Below are 16417 nucleotides of genomic sequence, written 5' to 3'. Positions count from 1 at the left end.
GCTCCATACCGAGCGGTAGGGGTACGACGGGGGAAAGTTACCGGCGGTACAACTTAGGCTGGCGGGTGTGACAGAAGAGACGGCGAACGGCACCGCGGGCAACGGCGGGCGCGAGCACCGCGAGTACCGCATGGACGAGCTGGCCACCGCCGCCGGGATCACCGTGCGCACCCTGCGGTTCTACCGGGAGCGCGGACTGATCCCGCCGCCCCGCCGCGAGGGCCGGATCGCCTGGTACGACGACAACCACCTGGCCCGGCTGCGCACCATCGCCGCCCTCCTGGAGCGCGGCCACACCCTCAACGGCATCGCCGACCTCACCACCGCCTTCGAGAGCGGCCGCAACGTCCGCGAGGTCCTCGCCCTCCCCGCGCCCTCCGAGGAGGAGCCGGTCCGGCTGACCCCCGGGGAGCTCGCCGACCACTTCGCCGGCGAGGTCACCGCCGAGAACCTCGCCGCCGCGCTCGACCTCGGCTACCTCGTCACCGACGGCGAGGAGATCGTCCACGTCAGCCGCCGACTGCTCGACGTCTCCGCCGCCCTGGTCCGGGAGGGCGTCCCGCTCGCCGAGGTCCTCAAGGCGGGCGCCCGCGTCCGCGAGCACGCCGAGGCCCTCGCCGGGCTCTTCGCCGAACTCCTGGGCGCCTACGCCTCCGAGGGCGACCTGGAGCGGCTGCGCCCGCTCGCCAAGAGCGTGGTGGAGGCCGAGCTGTCGCTGGCCCTCGACCGGCGGCTGCGCCCCGGGGAACCGGCCTCGTGATCGCCTGACGGGTTCCCCGACCACCCGGACCGGCCGTTCCACGGCGCGGTACCGCGCGGTCCGGCGGGGACGCCCTACACGTCGTAGACGGCGGTGACGGGGGCGTGATCGCTCCACCGCTCACCATGGCTGGCGGCCCGCTCGACGTGGGCCTTGACGGCCTTGGCGGCGAGTCCGGGGGTGGCGATCTGGTAGTCGATCCGCCAGCCGCTGTCGTTGTCGAAGGCGCGCCCGCGGTAGGACCACCAGGAGTAGGGGCCCTCCTGCTCGGGGTGGAGCGCGCGCACGACGTCGACGTACCCCCCGTCCTCCCCGTCGAGCACGCGCGAGAGCCACTCCCTCTCCTCGGGCAGGAAGCCGGCGTTCTTCTTGTTGGACTTCCAGTTCTTGAGGTCGGCCTCCTGGTGGGCGATGTTCCAGTCGCCGCAGACCACGACCTCGCGGCCGTCGGCGGCGGCGCGGGTCCTGAGCTCCTTGAGGTAGGGCAGGAACTCGTCCATGAACCGGTACTTCTCGTCCTGGCGCTCGGTGCCGACCTCTCCGGAGGGCAGGTAGAGGCTGGCGACGGTCACGCCGGGCAGGTCGGCCTCGACGTAGCGGCCGCTGGAGTCGAACTCGGCGGACCCGAAGCCGATCCGTACGGCGTCGGGCTCGCGGCGCGTGTAGAGGGAGACTCCGGCGCGGCCCTTGGCGGCGGCGGGGGCGTGGACGGTGAACCAGCCCTCGGGGGTCCGTACGTCCTCGGGCAGCTGCGCCTCCTCGGCGCGGACCTCCTGGAGGCAGACGGCGTCGGCGGAGGTGCCGGCCAGCCACTCGACGAAGCCCTTCTTGGCGGCGGCACGGAGACCATTGACATTCGCGGTCGTGACAGTGAGCATCCCGGGAGAATACAGACACCCAGCTCCGCATAGATGTACGATCCACCGCATGAACATCCAGCCCACGCCTTACGGCCACCCCGACGCCGTCAAACTCAACGACGCGGTCCAGGCGGAGTACGCCGTCCGCTACGGCGACGAGGGCGACGCCACACCGCTGGACGCCGGCATGTTCATCCCGCCCCGCGGCCTCTACCTCCTCGCGTACGACCCCGAGGGCCGGCCGGTCGCCACGGGCGGCTGGCGCACCCAGGACGAGAACGACGAGGGCTACTCGGACGGCGACGCCGAGCTCAAGCGCATGTACGTGATACCCGAGGCCCGCGGCCTGGGCCTGGCCCGGCGCATCCTCGCGGCCCTCGAAGCCGACGCCCGCGCCGCCGGCCGCACCCGCATGGTCCTGGAGACCGGCGTCCGCCAGCCGGAGGCCATCGCCCTCTACACCTCCAGCGGCTACGAGCCCTGCGCCAAGTTCGGCCACTACCGCGACTACCCCACCAGCCGCTGCTTCGCGAAGCCCCTGGTCTGACGCCCCCGCCGATCCGACCAGCAGAAATCCCGCCCGATCTCCCTTCCGATCGGGCGGGATTTCCGTTTCCGTGGCCCAGGCATGAACCGGTCAGGGGCGGAATGTGCCAGGCCTGACTTCTGGTCCGGCTCTTCTCCATCGGCAAGGATCGATGCGTCGAAAGAAAACCTCGATAAGGAGCAATGGAATGACGCAGACCGCCGTTTCCTCGTTCACCGCCCAGCAGGTCGCCGAGGCCGAGAAGGCCGCGCAGACCCTGGAGGCCCTCGTGGCGCGCCTCGGTTCCGACGAGTCGTTCGCCGCGGCCCTGAAGGACAAGCCCCGCAAGACGCTCGCCGACGCCGGCATCGTCATCGAGAAGGAGTCCATGGAGTCGCTCATGCTCGTCGACGCCGAGCGCTTCGACCGCGCGTGCGAGCTTCTCTTCGACCTGGTCGACTCGGACTTCCTCATCACGATGTCCACGCCGTCCTGCGGCTGAATAAGAAATCCCGGCGCGCTGCGGCTCCGTGATTCTCCATAGGAACCGAGCCGCTACTCGCCCCCTCGGCCGGGGCGCAAGAGGCGAATTCTCCGCCGTCCTTGCGCCCCCGGTCTTCTCTCTGGGTGAAGAGGTTTTGTATGTCACGCGTGCTGCTGGTCAACCTGGCCAGTCTTCCCATGGACGGGAATCAGCCCATATTCCCCATCGGTGTCCGGTGCGTCCAGGACGCCCTGGACCGCGCGGGCCACGTGACGCGACTCATGGACTTCGTCGCCGAGCCGGCCGGTCTGACCGACCTCGAGTGGCTCGGTGACGCATGGGACGTCATCGGGTTCACCATCCGGAACATCGACCCCATCGACATCACCTGTAGCACCCATGTCGACGAGTACGTCTCCTTCGCGAAGCGCGTGCGGGCCGAGCTCGACCGGCGGGGGCTCGACCCGGTGCTGGTCGGGGGCGGGCCGGGCTTCAGCCTGTTCGGCGACACGCTCGTCGACAGGCTCGGGCTCGACGTGGGCGTCATCGGCCCGGGCGAGCAGGTCATGCTCGACATCGCGACGGACCCGCGGTCCTTCAAGGGAAGGGGCGGCGTCCTCCAGGGACGGCGGCACTGCGGATTCCTCACCGACACCCTGAGCCACCCGGCCTCGCTCATGGCGGCGTACACGAACGCGCACCAGGCGATGATCGGCGTGGAGACCCGCCGGAAGACCTGCTACCAGACCTGCGGGTACTGCCCGTACGCGTACATCGAGGGAGACAACGCCGGAGACCTCAAGCCGCTGGACGTCCTGGCGGACGAGATCCGCGGAATCCACCGTGCGGGATTCCGGCGCATCTTCTTCACGGACGGCATCTTCAACAGCGAACTGCGGTTCGCGAAGGAAGTCGTCCAGCTCGTCAAGGACCTCGCCCTGGACGGCCTGACCTGGTCGGCGTACTTCACGCCGAAGCCCTTCGACGACGAATTCGGCGAAATGCTCCAGGACAGCGGAGTGGAAGCCGTCGTGGTGTCACCCGACAGCCTCGACGACACCATGATGCGGAACCTGGGCAAGTCCTTCTCGACCCGGCACGTCTCCCGATTCCTGGAGCGCAGCCGAAAGAACGACCTTCCGGTGAAGGTGAACGTCGTGTTCGGCGGCCCGGGCGAGGACAGGGAGTCGGTCCGGAACAGCGCCCGATTCATCAACGAGAACCTCCGCGACGACGAACTCGTGATGCACGTCGGCTATCGGGTCCTGCCCGAGACCAACCTCGCGAAGCAACTCGGCGCGGACGACGACCAATTGCTCTACCCCGTCTTCTATCCCTTCGATCTCGACGTGTTCAACTGGATCATCCAGGACCTGGACTCCCGATTCATCACCCCCCAACTCATGATGAACCTGATGGCCGGCCGTGCGGCCGCGCGCAAGATGGCGAGAACAGAGGCGATGCCCGCGGTCGCGCCCCCGGGAAGGACCTACCTCGCCCTGGCCTCGGTGGGAGGAGGCGGTGGCAGTGGCTGCGGAGACTGATGTCGCGCCCCTCCCGATCCCGCGTACCGGAGGACTGACGGCCCGCCGCCTGCACGACGCAGAGGTCGACGCGGCTCTGCGGCTCTGCCCGTTCGACGACGTCGACGCCGGCGTCATCCGCCGGGAGCTGGCGGCCGGGGCGGACCACTGCTGGATGGGCCTGTTCACCCCGGACGGAACCCTGGCGGCGGTGCACCGGGCCATGCGCTGGCACCGGCACCTGCTGCTGAAGGGCGTCTTCGTCGACGACGGGTTCCGGGGGTCGGGGGCCGCGCTCGGTGCGGCGTTCGCCATCCGGGACTGGGCCCGGGAAGCCGGATACGAGGGTGTCGCCGCCTGGGTGGAGCCGAACAAGCCCGAGGCGCGTCTGGCCGGCAGGCTGCGGCTGCGTCCCGTCGGCCCGCTCCTGCACCGCTACCTCGTCCGGCTGCCGCACGCCTCCGACGCGGAGCGCCCCACCGGGACGCCCCCGCGCACGTCCGGCACGCTCGTCGTTCCGGGCTTCGTTCCGGGCGGGGACGAAGCGGCTCCCATGGTCCGGGAACTGCTCGGTGTCCCGCAGGGGCCCTCGGCCGGCACCCGGCTCGCCTGGGTCCTCGACCGCTCACGACTCGTCCTGAGCGGCAACCCGTGCCGCTCCATGGCCGACCTGGGCGGGTTCCTGGCAGCCGTCGAGGACACCGCGGTGTCCGTCGGCGCGACCGCCGCCGAGGTGGTGGTCGAGGCGGCGGACATCCCGGCCGCGCTGGCCATGGCCGGCCTGGGGGCGCGGCGGCTGAGCCGTTCCCCGGTCGCCCTGGGCCTGGTGTCCTTCGCGGGCGCGGAACCCTCGGGCACGCCGGTCCGCCCGGCGGCGACCGAACCGAGGACGCCGTGATCAGAGCACACGAAGCCCGGCGCGCCTGCCTGGACGAGAGCCCCGGGGCGGCGGCGGAGCTGTTCGGGCGGCAAGGAATCGACCCGCGGGGTCTCGAGCGACTGCTGTTCTCGACCGCCGACGCGGGGGAGGCCGCCCGGTCGGAGACCGTGGAGCTGCTGGACGCCTGGGGGCGGCCGACCGAGGCCGAGCTGTACGTGCCGCCGCGTCGGGACGGGCGCCCCCCGGGCCTGATCGTGGGCCTGCACGGCGTCGGGAGTTCCGGGGCGGCGCTCCGGGACCACCTCCGGCCGCTCGCCGACGCCTGCGGTGCGGTCCTGCTGTGCCCGACCGCGCTTCAACCGTTCGGGTCGAGCAGCAACTTCGACGTGGCCGGGATCTTCGGAAGCCGGTTCAAGGAGGCCCGGTGGACGACGGAGCCGGGCGACTTCCCGGTGCGGGCACTGCGCTGGGCCCGTGAACGCCTGGCCGTGGACGTGAACCGCTGCGCTCTGGTGGGGGCCTCCATGGGGGGCATCGCGACCTGGGGCATGGCGTCACGCCGCTGGGACGGCCTCGCCATGGCCGCGTCCGTCAACGGCGCGCCCTCGATCTGGGAGATGTTCGGGCCCGACAACACGATGCGTGAGCTGCTGCCCAACGTCCTGGGCGTGCCGCTGACGGTGGTGCACGGGGTCCGGGACCAGCAGATCCCCCTCGTCCTCGCCCGTGACGCCGTGACGCATCTGCGGGGCCGGGGCCATCGGGGCATCTCGTTCGTCGAAGTGCCGGACGGAGAACACAAGCTGAGCACGATGGGGATCGAGCCGGGGAACCCGCAGTTCGACGAGATCGTCCGGTGCTTCGGCGCCGCGAGGAGAACGCCGTGGCCCGGACGGGTCCGGCACCGTGCCCGCGAGAGGGCGCACGGCCGGGCCCACTGGGTGGAGATGGACGATCTCCACCCGGGGAGCGCGGCGACCGTGGACGCCCGTGCGGTGGACCGTACGCACCTGGTCGTCCGCGCGTCCGGCTGCTCGCGGCTGCGCCTCCTCCTCAGCGACCGGCTGGTGGATCACGGCCGGGTGCTGGTGACGGTCAACGACAGGTCCCGAGAAATAGATTTCCGTCCGTCCCTGGTCGATGCGATCTCCACGTACGGAGAGGCGGATGCCGACCCCGGCCGCATGGCGCAGATGGTCGTCGACATGACAGTGCCCGAGATTCGTGAGGAAGAAGGTTCGTCTTGCTGAGCCGTGATGAAATGCGCCGTCTGCTGCTGGCACGCGGCCCTGAGCAGGAGCAGCTGTTCGCGGAGAGCCGGCGGGCACGGAACGAGCACTTCGGTGCGGCCGTCGTGCTGCGCGGTGTCATCGAGCTGACCAACGTCTGCCGGGTGAACTGCGACTACTGCCCGATGCGCCGTGACAACGTGCGCGAGAACGACACCTACTTCCTGGCCGCGGACAAGATCGTCGAGCTGGCCGGACTGATCCGGGACAACGGGATCGACGTCATCCTGCTCCAGGGCGGCGAGACGCCGGCGCTGATGCCGCTCCTGGAGGAGGTGATACCGCGGATCCGGGCGCTGTACGACGACCGGGTCGAGATCCTGCTGAACGTCGGCAACCTCAAGCGGGCCCAGTACGAGCGGCTGAAGGCCGCGGGCGCGACGAGCTACATCCTCAAGCACGAGACGAGCGACCCCGCACTCCACCTCAGCCTTCGGCACGAGACCCTGGAGTCGCGCCTGCGGTGCATGCGGGACCTCCAGGAGGTCGGCTTCAAGGTCGGCACGGGGCTGATCTCCAGCCTGCCGGGGCAGTCGCTGGACAGCATCATCGACGACATCGAGCTGGCGGGTGAGCTCGGTGTGGACATGTGCAGCGTGAGCCCCTTCATCCCGGCCCCGAACACGCCGATGAGCATCGCCCCGATCGGGGACAACGAGCTGGCGCTCAACGTCATCGCCCTTCTCCGGCTGCGCTACCCGCAGTTGCTGATCCCGTCGGTCAGCGCGCTGGAGCGGGTCGGCAGCGGCGGTCAGTCCCGCGGCCTGGACGCCGGAGCCAACGTGATGACCGTCAACTTCTCCAGCGCCGCCGACCAGAAGCGCTACCTGATCTACGGGAAGGACCGCTTCGTCGTCACCCTCGATCACGTGCGGGGGCTCGTCCGGTCCTCCGGGCTCGAACTGGGCGGATCGAGGTTCATCGAGCAGCCCCTGACGAGCGGGGTGGCGGCCTGATGAGCGTCTCCGTGTCCGACGCCGCCGTGTCGGACGTGAGCACCGGCCGGTTCCTGCGGTTCTGGACCGCGCAGACCGCGTCGCAGGTCGGCCAGCGCTTCGGGTTGCTGGCCCTGCCCGTGGTCGCGATCGAGACCCTCCACGCCGGGGCGGAGGAGGTCGGATACCTGACCGCCGCGCTCACCGTGTGCTACCTGCTGATCGGCCTGCCGGCCGGTGCGTGGGTCGACCGCTGGTCGAAGCGGACCACCATGATCAGGGCGGCCGTGGTGCGCGCCGTCGTGCTGGCCGCCCTCCCCGTGCTGTGGGCCTTCGACCGGCTCTCGCTGGGGTGGCTGTACGCGGTCGCGGTGATCGTCGGCGTCGCCTCGGTCTTCTTCGACGTCGCGTACCAGTCGTACGTGCCGTTCATCGTCTCCGACAAGGACATCGAACGGGCGAACGCCAGGCTGGAGTCGTCGGCCCAGATCTCCGCGGCCGGCGGACCGGCCGCGGCGGGACTCCTCCTCAAGGCCGTGAGCGCGCCCGTGGTGATCGCCGTCGACGCGGTGGCCTACGTGGTGTGCGCCGGTCTCCTGGCGACGGTCAAGGACTCCGAACCGTCCCGCCGTGAGAAGGCGGGAGAGGAGTCCCGGCTGACCCGGGACATCCTGGCCGGCGTCCGGTTCGTCGTGGGCAACGCGGTACTGCGGCGGCTGCTGGTCTCGGTGGGGGTGTCGAACTTCTTCGCCACCATCGCCATGACGCTGACGCCCCTGCTCGTCCTGAGGACGCTGGGCCTCGGCTCCACGGTCATGGGGGTCGTCCTCGGCGTCGGCACGCTCGGTGGCCTGCTGGCCGCGTTCACCCTCCCGAAGGTCCGTGCCCGGTTCGAGGCGGGCAGGGTCATGGCGGTCGGCCTCCTCCTCGCGGGCGTCTCCATGGCGGCGTTCCCCGTGGCCGGATCCCTGGACGGGTCCGCCTCCGTGGTCCCGGTCGCCCTGCTCGTCCTCGGCCAGTTCGGAATGACCTGGGGTGCGGTGACCTTCAACATCGCGCAGGTGAGCGTGCGTCAGCGGGTCTGCCCCAAGGACATGCTGGCCCGGATGACCGCGTCGATCCGCTTCGTGGTGTGGGGAAGCATGCCCGTGGCGTCGATCCTCGCCGGCTGGCTCGGCTCGCACATCGGCGTCGTGCCCTGCCTGTGGATCGGTGTGGTGGGCGCCTTCCTGACGGCTCTTCCCATCATCGGGATGGACCGGCTGATCCGTTCCACGACGCCGGCCCCCGGTTCCGGTGTCTGAGGCCCGGCGCGAACTGGCCGAAGCCGTCCTCTCGTCCGGAGGACGGATCGGCGAGGCGCTCCCCGAGGCCACCGCGAGCCGCGTCGCGCGGTGCGCCGAGCAGTACCGGAAGGCAGGTGTCACGGACGGCGACCTGCTCGTGTTCTCCGGCCTCGCACCGGAGACGCTCCTGGCGGCCGTGGTCGCGTGCTGGAGCACCGGCGCCGCCGCGTGGGTGACGCCCCGCGCGCCGGAGACGTTCACGGCGCACGGCGCGTCCTTCACCGTCACTCCCGGGTCCGCCGAGGAGATCACGGTGGCACGGATCGCCACCGCGGCCCCGCCGGTCCCCGCCGGTCTCGGTCTGCTGCACGAGACGTCCGGGTCCACCGGCGAGCCCAGACTCGCGAGGCGCAGTGTCGAGAGCCTCCGCGCCGAACACGTCGGCTACCGCGGGGGCATGGGACTGGGCGCCGAGGACACGGTGAGGATCCCGGTACCGGTGGCGCACTCCTTCGGTTCCGGAGTGGCGCTCGCCGCGCTCCTGTCCGGGTGCCGGGTCGACGCCCGTCCGTTCACGACGGCCTCGGCCGTGGCCCGCGACCTGGACGGGGGCGGGAGCGGCAAGCTGGCCATCACCCCGGCCCTGCTGCGGCTCCTGACGAAGACCCGGCGCACGGGTGACTCCCGGCCGCGGGCGGTCCTCGTCGGTGCCGGCACCGTCTCGGACGAGCTGGACGCCGCCTGCGTGGCCCGCTTCGGAGTCCCGATCACCCGCGGGTACGGGTCGAGCGAGACCGGAGGGATGTTCATCGGGTCCCGCGGGCTCGGGCAGCCGATCCCCTCCGTCGGGATCGTCGGCCCGGATCCGGGATCCCGCGGCGAGCTGGTCGTGCGCACGGCGGCCCCCGTCTGGGGTTACGCACACGAGCCCGTACGCGACTCGCCCCTGTGGCGGACCGGGGACGTCGTCGAGCGCGACGCCTCGGGTCAGGTGTGGTTCGTCGGGCGCGAGCCCGGAGCCGTACGCGCCAACGGGAAGTTCGTGGACGTCTCCCCGGTCCGGACCGCCGTCGGCGGGGTGGAGGGCGTGGAGGAGGTCGAGTTCCTGGTCCTCCCCCGGTCCGGCGACGCGGAGTTCGAGGACGTCTACGCGGTGGTGGCCGGACGGCCGCCCTCGCGGGAGACCGTGGAGAACGCGCTGTACGCGAGCGTTCCGCCCGGTTTCGCACCACGGTTGAGGATCTTCGCAGAATTCCCGCGGACCGCCATCGGAAAGCTGGACCGTACTGCGCTCACGGAATGGATCAGGGCGAAATGACCGAACAGCTGCTGTCGGATTCCCGTGACGGGTTGACGGCGGTGATGGACGCGATCGTCTCCGCGGCCGGGAACGCCGGGGTCGACGATGCCGTACTGGCCCGGCTGCGGTGCCTGCACACGGCGGACGAGGACACGCTGCTGAGATCGCCCGCGGAGCTCGGGCTCGACTCCCTGACCTGGCTGGAGGTGCTCACGGTGCTCGAAGAGCGCTTCGACGTCCTCCTGCCCGACGCGGTGGCCGTGTCTCCCGAATCGCGCACGGTCCTCGGTCTGGCACGTGCACTCGCGGACTGTCGGCGCGCAGGGCGCTGAGTCGGACAGAGAGAAAGGACGAGCATTCATGAACATCGTCGCCAGTGGCGCACGGTACCGGGTCATCGACGACTTCCTGCCGCCGGACGAACTCGCCGAGATCCGTTCGGTGATGCAGCACAGGCGTTTCGACGAAGTCGCCAGCGTCATCTATCCGGAGACGGACGGGCGCGCCTTCCGCTCCCGTGGGGCCGTGCTCCGGCAGGACACCGGGACGCCGACGGCCGAGTCGCGGGAACAGGACGCGCAGCCCGCCGCCTTCCGGACGATCCTCGGGGAACTCGGCGCGCATCCGGACATGTTCGGCGCGCCCGGTGAGGACTGGTCCGCGGTCGGCTTCAGCTTCTGGCAGTACCCCGCGGGAAGCCGACTGGGCTGGCACAACGATGTGGCGACCGGCCGGCTGGGGGAGTTCGTCTTCTTCCTCCACGAGGAGTGGAAGGCGTCCTGGTCCGGCGAACTGGTCATCCTGGACGCCGATCCCGACACCGTCGACGTCGACACCACCGGCATGTCCGCGATGGAGGCCGTCGAAGCGAAGGCGAGCCAGGCCTCGCACGCCCTGACGGCCATCGTGCCCAAGCCGAACCGACTGGTCCTCGTCCAGGAAGGCACCATCCACTGCATCAACCGGGTGGACCCGACGGCGGGGACGACCCTGCGGCAGACGATGACCGGCTTCGTCGCCGGCTCCGCTCCCGAGCCCGGAAAGCGGTCCATGGACCGGCTGACGTCCCTGCTCGGTTCCGACCAGGCCCCCTGAGCACTCACGGGTGCCGTCTTCTCTCGCTGGATTGGAAAGAGGAACATGGAAGAACTGTGGATCACCGAAGGCCCCCGGGAGTTCGACCGGTGGCTCGCACAGGGGACGGTCGACCCCGCGCAGGTCGAGCGCATCAGAGAGGGACTGGAGATCACCGCCGAGGGGCGGGTCGCCGAGGTGGGCGGTCTGCAGACACCGGAGATCTACTTCCCCGGTCTCACGGCCCGGCCGTGGTGGAGCCGTGAGGACTTCCCCTGGCTCGACGAGCTGGAGGCCGCCGCTCCCGCGATCCTCGAGGAGCTGCAGGCCCTGGGCGGCAACCTCGACGGCGCCGTGTCGCATCCCACGGGGCTGGCCGAGGACGGCAAGTGGCGTGCGCTGTACCTGTCGTGCATCGGCCGGCCGTACGCCAAGAACGTCTCCGCGTTCCCGAACACGCTGAGGACGCTCTCGGCCATCCACGGAGCCACCGACAGCGGCATGACGTACTTCTCGACCATCATGGGAGGTACGCACATCCGCCCGCACTCCGGCTTCAGCAACGCCCACCTGCGCTGCCACCTCTCCCTGGTGGCGACCGAGGGCTCCCGCATCCGGGTGGCCTCGGAGGCGCGCGCCTGGCAGCAGGGCAAGGCGTTCGTCTTCGACGACTCCTACGACCACGAGGTGTGGAACGAGGGCGAGGAGCGCCGGACGGTGCTGCTCTTCGACTTCTGGCACCCGGATCTCACCCCGCCGGAGATCGAGGCCCTCACGCACATGATGGGCGTCTGGCGGCGCATGTACGCGCGGCACTTCTGGGCGCACCAGATGGACGCCTCGTCCCCCGGCCCGACTTCCCTCGCCGCTTAGGAGAACTGTTTCTGTCATGGCTGTCGACACCTGGTCCGAGACCGAGGACTTCCTCAGTGGCGTGCTGTGCGCGCCCGACCCCGACCTCGCCCGCGCGCTGGACGTCAGCGAGCAGGCGGACCTGCCGATCATCAACGTCTCCGCGCTCCAGGGCAAGCAGATCAGCCTGCTGGCGCGGATGGTCGGCGCCCGGCGGATCCTGGAGGTGGGAAGCCTCGGCGGCTACAGCGCCCTGTGGCTGGCCAAGACGCTGCCTCCGGGCGGCCGCATGGTGACCATCGAGAACAATCCGGTGCACGCCGTGGTCGCCGCGGACAACCTCAAGGCGGCCGGGCTCGACGACCGGGTCGAGGTCCGCGTGGGCAATGCCGCCGAACAGCTGGCCCAGCTCGCGGAGGAGAAGGCCGAGCCCTTCGACTTCTTCTTCATCGACGCCGACCAGCACAACAACGTGACCTACTTCGAGAGCTGCCTGCGCCTGGGCCGCTCCGGCAGCGTCATCGTCATCGACAACGTCGTGCGGGCCGGCGAGGTCCGGGACCTGGAGACGTCGAACGGCGCCGTCCGCGCCACCCAGCGGGTGCTCCAGCTGGTCGGCGGCTCCGACCGGGTCGACGGAGTGGTCTTCCAGACGGTGGGCCGCCGAGGGCACGACGGCATGCTCGTCATCCGGATGAGCTGACAGTCGCACGGGGCCTCCGGGTGCCTCCCGACCGGTTCGTCGGGAGGCGCCCCGTGGGCCCGCGACGACGGGACACGAGGAGTCACGCCGATCAACGGGCGTGACCGATGAGGAGGAAATTGCAGTGACCCGTGATATCCGCACGGTGGACGACGTCCTGCACATGTTGGATCGGCTGTTCACCGCGGAGACGGACCGCTGGACGGACGGATCCTGCGACTGGTGGGACGAGTTCTACGCCAACCGTTCCCGGGACATCCCGTTCTTCGTCGACAAGCCGGACGAGAACCTGGCCTCGTACCTGGAACGCGGCCTCGTCACACCCGGCCGGGCCCTGGACCTGGGCTGCGGGCCGGGGCGCAACGCCGTCTTCCTCGCCTCCCAGGGCTACGAGGTGGACGCGGTCGACCTTTCCCGTACCGCGGTGACCTGGGGCCGGGAGAGGGCCCGGGAAGCCGGCGTGGACGTCCGCTTCCACTGCGGGGACATCTTCACCGTCGACCTGCCGCCCGGCCGCTACGACCTGATCTACGACTCCGGCTGCCTGCACCACCTGCCGCCGCACCGCCGTGTCAGCTACCTGGCCCTGCTGGAACGGGCGCTCGCCCCCGGCGGCCACTTCGGTCTCGCGTGCTTCGCCTCGGGAGCGACGGGTTCGAAACTGCCCGACGAGGAGTTCTACCGCACCCGCAGCCTGGACGGCGGACTGGCCTACACCCTCGACGACCTGCGCGGACTCTTCCCCGACCTCACCGCGGTCGAGCTGCGCGCCATGACGAGGCAGTCGCCCGACTCCCCGCTCTTCGGTGTGTCGCTCCTGAACACCGGACTCTTCCAGCGCCCACTGTGACGGCACCCCGGAACGACGAAGATCCCGCCCGATCTCGCGATCGGACGGGATCCCGTCATTGTCTGTGGACCTGTGGGGATTTGAACCCCAGACCCCCTCGATGCGAACGAGGTGCGCTACCAGACTGCGCCACAGGCCCTTGCGACGTGTGAAACATTAGCATCCCTCCGGCGAAGAACAAAAATCGCTTCCGCCGCAGGTCAGCCGGGGGCCGTCGCGGGCCCCCGGCCGGGGGTCATTCGTTGGCCGCGCGGGGGCGGTCGTCGTCCGCGTACTGGTCGAACAGCGGGGTGCGGCCGTGGTCGCGGCCGCGGCGCGGCGGGGTGGTGCGCTGGCGGGGGGCCGGAGCCGGCGTGGGGGTCGGGTCCGCCGCCGTGGAGGAGCGGGCCGCGCTCCAGGTCTCCGGGTCCGTGATGTCGATGCCGCTCGTGGCGCGCGGGGCGACCGGGGCGGTGACGTACGTGGGGAGCGGCACCGGGACCGGGTCCCAGCTGTCGCCGCGGGCCGGGCCGCGCTCGCGCTGCTGGTCCACCCACTCGGCGTGGTCGGTCTGCTCGACGAGGGCGCGCCGGTCCGCCTCCTGCGGGGAGACCGCCGGGACCACGGGGGCCTGGTCGGCCTCCGGCTCCGGGGTCGGGGCCGGGCGGCGGCTCTCGCGCAGCCGGGCGGCGGCCGCCTCGGCGCGGCGCCGGTCCATGACGTACACGAAGCGCCGGCGCTCCTGGACGCGCAGGTGCACGATGTACGTGCTGAGGAGCAGCGCGGGGACCGCCGGGGCCCACAGGAAGGCGACGCCGCCGACGGCCGCGACGACCGCGCCGAGGGTGAAGGCGGCGAAGAGGAGCGTCGTGGTCCGGCGGCGCCGTGCGAGGACCTTGCCGCGCCGGGCGCGCTCGGCGGCGCCGCCCGCGGCCGGGCGGGCCGGCGCGGGGCCCGGTGCCGGTTCCGGCTCGGGCGCCGGGAGTTCCAGGCGCGCCTCCGTCCTGGCCGCGGGCGCGGAGAAGGCCCGGACGTCGACCGAGCTCAGATGCTCGGTCTCCGCGTCCGGGTCCACGTCGGGCGTCGGTCCCTCCGCCGCAAGGTCCCGCTCCTTGAGCTCCTTGGCGTACCGGCGCTCCATGCCCGCCCGTCCGGAAAGCAGCCGGATGGCGGTGCTGAAGCGTTCCGTCGGACGGGCTTCGTTCAGCTCGTCCTGCCTGCGGAGCCACATCGGCACCAAGTAGGCGGCCCAGGCCCCGACGATGACTGCGTAGATGAGGCCGCTGCTGCTCACGCCTCACACGGTAGAGGGGTTCCGTAACACGCATCGGCCAATTGGCCCGGTGTGTCGCACGATCTGGCTGATATCACTGAACTTTTTTGTGATTGTTCAGATCGATTGACCGCCAACTGGCGATTTAATTCGAACACTTATTTCATTCTTGATTGGTGCCAGCGCCTCAGCAGCCCTTCCGGCACCTCTTCCGCCGTCAGCGCGAACACCAGGTGGTCCCGCCACGCGCCGTCGATGTGGAGGTACCGGGGCCGCAGTCCCTCCTCGCGGAAACCGAGTTTCTCCACCACCCGGCGCGACGGCCCGTTCTCCGGGCGGATGCACACCTCCATGCGGTGCAGCCCGACCACCCGGAAGCAGTGGTCGACGGCGAGCGCGACCGCCGTCGGCATCACCCCGCGCCCGGCCACCTCGCTGTCCACCCAGTACCCCACGTGCCCCGAGCACATCGAACCCCAGGTGATCCCGGCCACCGTCAACTGGCCGACGAGACGCCCCCGGTACTCGATCACGAACGGCAGCATCCGCCCGGCGTTCGCCTCCGACCGCAGATGGCGCACCATCTGACGGAACGTGGGCCGCTGGGCGACCGGCGCGCCCGGAGGCGCCGGCGGAACCGTGGCCTCCCAGGGCCGCAGCCATTCGCGGTTGCGCCGGTTCACCTCGCGCCAGGCCGCCTGGTCGCGCATCTTTATCGGTCGGAGCAGCACCTCGCCGTCGACGAGGACCACCGGCCAGGAGGGGATCACGACGCTCTCGGGTGGTCGCCGCCGCGGATCTGGTCGACGGCGTGGCGGAGCAGCGGCTCCAGGACGGCGAGCCCGTCCTTCACGCCGCCCGGGGACCCCGGCAGGTTCACGATCAGCGTGCCGCCCGCGACCCCGGCCAGACCGCGCGAGAGCGCCGCCGTCGGGACCTTCTCGCGGCCGTACGCGCGGATGGCCTCCGGGATGCCGGGGACCTCCCGCTCCAGGACCCGGCGGGTCGCCTCGGGGGTCTCGTCGGTGGGCGAGATGCCCGTGCCGCCGGTGGTGACGATCACGTCGTACCCGGCGGCGACCCCGGCGCGCAGGGCCGCCTCGACCGGCGCCCCGTCCGGGACGACCTGCGGGCCGTCCACGGCGAACCGCATCCGGGTCAGGCCCTCGGCGACCAGCGGACCGCCCCTGTCCTCGTACACCCCGGCCGAGGCCCGGTTGGAGGCGGTGACGACGAGGGCGCGGTAGGCCTCGGCCGGTGTCTCCCCGGTCTCCCCGGGGGCGGGCTCCGTGTGCTCCTCGTGCGTCCCGGCCACCCGGCCCGCGCGCGTCACGCCTCGGCCCTCGTCCAGTGGCCCGACTTGCCGCCCGTCTTCTCCTCCACCCGCACGTCGGAGATGACCGCGCCCTTGTCGACCGCCTTGACCATGTCGACGACGGTCAGGGCCGCCACCGAGACCGCCGTGAGGGCCTCCATCTCGACGCCCGTGCGGTCCGTGGTCTTCACCGTCGCCAGGATCTCGACCGCGTCGTCCGTGACCGCCAGGTCCAGGGTGACGCCCGAGACGGCCAGCGGGTGGCAGAGCGGGATGAGGTCCGGGGTCTTCTTGGCGCCCATGATCCCGGCGATGCGGGCGGTGGCGAGCGCGTCGCCCTTCGGGACGCCCTCGCCGCGCAGCAGCTCGATCACGCGCGGCGAGACGAGGACCCGCCCGCTGGCGCGCGCGGTGCGGGACGTGACGTCCTTCGCCGATACGTCGACCATGCGGGCCGCGCCCGCCTCGTCGATGTGGGTGAGACCTTGCTGCGTGCTCATGGCCGTGACACTCCCGGTCGCTGTGTGA

The 16417-nt window shown here is 71.0% G+C and carries 19 protein-coding genes and 1 tRNA gene; 14 read left to right on the top strand and 6 right to left on the bottom strand.

The features are described 5' to 3' along the window. The first annotated feature begins 130 nt into the window (after positions 1-130). Positions 131-760, top strand: a complete 630-nt coding sequence (locus GGE06_RS34080) for a MerR family transcriptional regulator (RefSeq protein ID WP_184932656.1) — start codon at positions 131-133, stop codon at positions 758-760. A gap of 74 nt (positions 761-834) precedes the next feature. Here the strand turns inward: GGE06_RS34080 and GGE06_RS34075 are convergent, their stop codons facing one another. After that, the gene (locus GGE06_RS34075; protein WP_184932589.1) at positions 835-1638 is read right to left on the bottom strand and encodes an exodeoxyribonuclease III; all 804 of its coding nucleotides are present in this window, start codon (positions 1636-1638) and stop codon (positions 835-837) included. Between the two features lie 49 nt (positions 1639-1687). On the opposite strand from GGE06_RS34075, the gene GGE06_RS34070 reads away from it, so the two are divergent. The 13 genes from GGE06_RS34070 (at position 1688) to GGE06_RS34010 (ending at position 13322) form a co-directional block, all read left to right on the top strand. Then, complete coding sequence (locus GGE06_RS34070; RefSeq protein WP_116160501.1) at positions 1688-2167, top strand: GNAT family N-acetyltransferase; 480 nt, start codon at positions 1688-1690, stop codon at positions 2165-2167. A 187-nt stretch (positions 2168-2354) separates the two neighbouring features. Beyond that, positions 2355-2648, top strand: coding sequence for a hypothetical protein (locus tag GGE06_RS34065; protein ID WP_116160500.1), 294 nt, complete (start codon positions 2355-2357; stop codon positions 2646-2648). Positions 2649-2788: 140 nt separating this feature from the next. Beyond that, positions 2789-4174 carry a B12-binding domain-containing radical SAM protein gene (locus GGE06_RS34060; protein WP_116160499.1) on the top strand — a complete coding sequence of 462 codons (1386 nt, stop codon included), beginning with the start codon at positions 2789-2791 and terminating at the stop codon, positions 4172-4174. Beyond that, complete coding sequence (locus GGE06_RS34055) at positions 4158-5051, top strand: GNAT family N-acetyltransferase (RefSeq protein ID WP_116160498.1); 894 nt, start codon at positions 4158-4160, stop codon at positions 5049-5051. Before GGE06_RS34060 ends, GGE06_RS34055 begins: the two co-directional genes overlap by 17 nt. Further along, positions 5048-6283: an alpha/beta hydrolase family protein gene (locus GGE06_RS34050; protein ID WP_184932588.1), complete on the top strand. Its 1236-nt coding sequence runs from the start codon at positions 5048-5050 to the stop codon at positions 6281-6283. The genes GGE06_RS34055 and GGE06_RS34050 overlap by 4 nt, the downstream gene beginning before the upstream one ends. Then, positions 6277-7278 carry a biotin synthase BioB gene (locus tag GGE06_RS34045; RefSeq protein WP_147321088.1) on the top strand — a complete coding sequence of 334 codons (1002 nt, stop codon included), beginning with the start codon at positions 6277-6279 and terminating at the stop codon, positions 7276-7278. The genes GGE06_RS34050 and GGE06_RS34045 overlap by 7 nt, the downstream gene beginning before the upstream one ends. After that, on the top strand, positions 7278-8561 hold the full coding sequence (locus GGE06_RS34040; RefSeq protein WP_116160495.1) for an MFS transporter: 1284 nt from the start codon (positions 7278-7280) through the stop codon (positions 8559-8561). Before GGE06_RS34045 ends, GGE06_RS34040 begins: the two co-directional genes overlap by 1 nt. Further along, the gene (locus tag GGE06_RS34035; RefSeq protein WP_184932587.1) at positions 8554-9861 is read left to right on the top strand and encodes an AMP-binding protein; all 1308 of its coding nucleotides are present in this window, start codon (positions 8554-8556) and stop codon (positions 9859-9861) included. Before GGE06_RS34040 ends, GGE06_RS34035 begins: the two co-directional genes overlap by 8 nt. Next, the gene (locus GGE06_RS34030; protein WP_181924611.1) at positions 9858-10175 is read left to right on the top strand and encodes an acyl carrier protein; all 318 of its coding nucleotides are present in this window, start codon (positions 9858-9860) and stop codon (positions 10173-10175) included. Before GGE06_RS34035 ends, GGE06_RS34030 begins: the two co-directional genes overlap by 4 nt. Positions 10176-10203: 28 nt before the next feature. Further along, complete coding sequence (locus GGE06_RS34025; protein WP_116160492.1) at positions 10204-10938, top strand: 2OG-Fe(II) oxygenase; 735 nt, start codon at positions 10204-10206, stop codon at positions 10936-10938. 45 nt (positions 10939-10983) lie between these two features. Then, complete coding sequence (locus GGE06_RS34020) at positions 10984-11790, top strand: aspartyl/asparaginyl beta-hydroxylase domain-containing protein (RefSeq protein WP_116160491.1); 807 nt, start codon at positions 10984-10986, stop codon at positions 11788-11790. A gap of 16 nt (positions 11791-11806) precedes the next feature. Further along, positions 11807-12472 carry an O-methyltransferase gene (locus GGE06_RS34015; protein WP_184932586.1) on the top strand — a complete coding sequence of 222 codons (666 nt, stop codon included), beginning with the start codon at positions 11807-11809 and terminating at the stop codon, positions 12470-12472. Between the two features lie 124 nt (positions 12473-12596). Then, positions 12597-13322 carry a class I SAM-dependent methyltransferase gene (locus GGE06_RS34010; protein WP_116160489.1) on the top strand — a complete coding sequence of 242 codons (726 nt, stop codon included), beginning with the start codon at positions 12597-12599 and terminating at the stop codon, positions 13320-13322. 65 nt (positions 13323-13387) lie between these two features. On the opposite strand, the gene GGE06_RS34005 is transcribed toward GGE06_RS34010, so the two are convergent. The 5 genes from GGE06_RS34005 to moaC all read right to left on the bottom strand — a co-directional run bounded on the left by GGE06_RS34005 (position 13388) and on the right by moaC (position 16389). Further along, positions 13388-13461, bottom strand: a tRNA-Ala gene (locus tag GGE06_RS34005). A gap of 96 nt (positions 13462-13557) precedes the next feature. Beyond that, entirely contained in the window at positions 13558-14595 is a 1038-nt protein-coding gene (gene sepX, locus GGE06_RS34000) for a divisome protein SepX/GlpR (protein ID WP_116160488.1), read from the bottom strand. Positions 14596-14732: 137 nt separating this feature from the next. Then, positions 14733-15344 carry a GNAT family N-acetyltransferase gene (locus GGE06_RS33995; RefSeq protein ID WP_116160487.1) on the bottom strand — a complete coding sequence of 204 codons (612 nt, stop codon included), beginning with the start codon at positions 15342-15344 and terminating at the stop codon, positions 14733-14735. Further along, entirely contained in the window at positions 15341-15907 is a 567-nt protein-coding gene (locus GGE06_RS33990) for a MogA/MoaB family molybdenum cofactor biosynthesis protein (RefSeq protein ID WP_181924610.1), read from the bottom strand. The genes GGE06_RS33995 and GGE06_RS33990 overlap by 4 nt, the downstream gene beginning before the upstream one ends. Further along, positions 15904-16389 carry a cyclic pyranopterin monophosphate synthase MoaC gene (gene moaC / locus GGE06_RS33985; protein WP_116160486.1) on the bottom strand — a complete coding sequence of 162 codons (486 nt, stop codon included), beginning with the start codon at positions 16387-16389 and terminating at the stop codon, positions 15904-15906. The genes GGE06_RS33990 and moaC overlap by 4 nt, the downstream gene beginning before the upstream one ends. Positions 16390-16417 lie beyond the last annotated feature (28 nt).

Origin of the sequence: Streptomyces nymphaeiformis (assembly GCF_014203895.1) — a bacterium.
In the GTDB taxonomy this organism is placed as follows: Bacteria; Actinomycetota; Actinomycetes; order Streptomycetales; family Streptomycetaceae; genus Streptomyces; species Streptomyces nymphaeiformis.
This window is presented reverse-complemented; position numbering and strand designations above follow the sequence as displayed.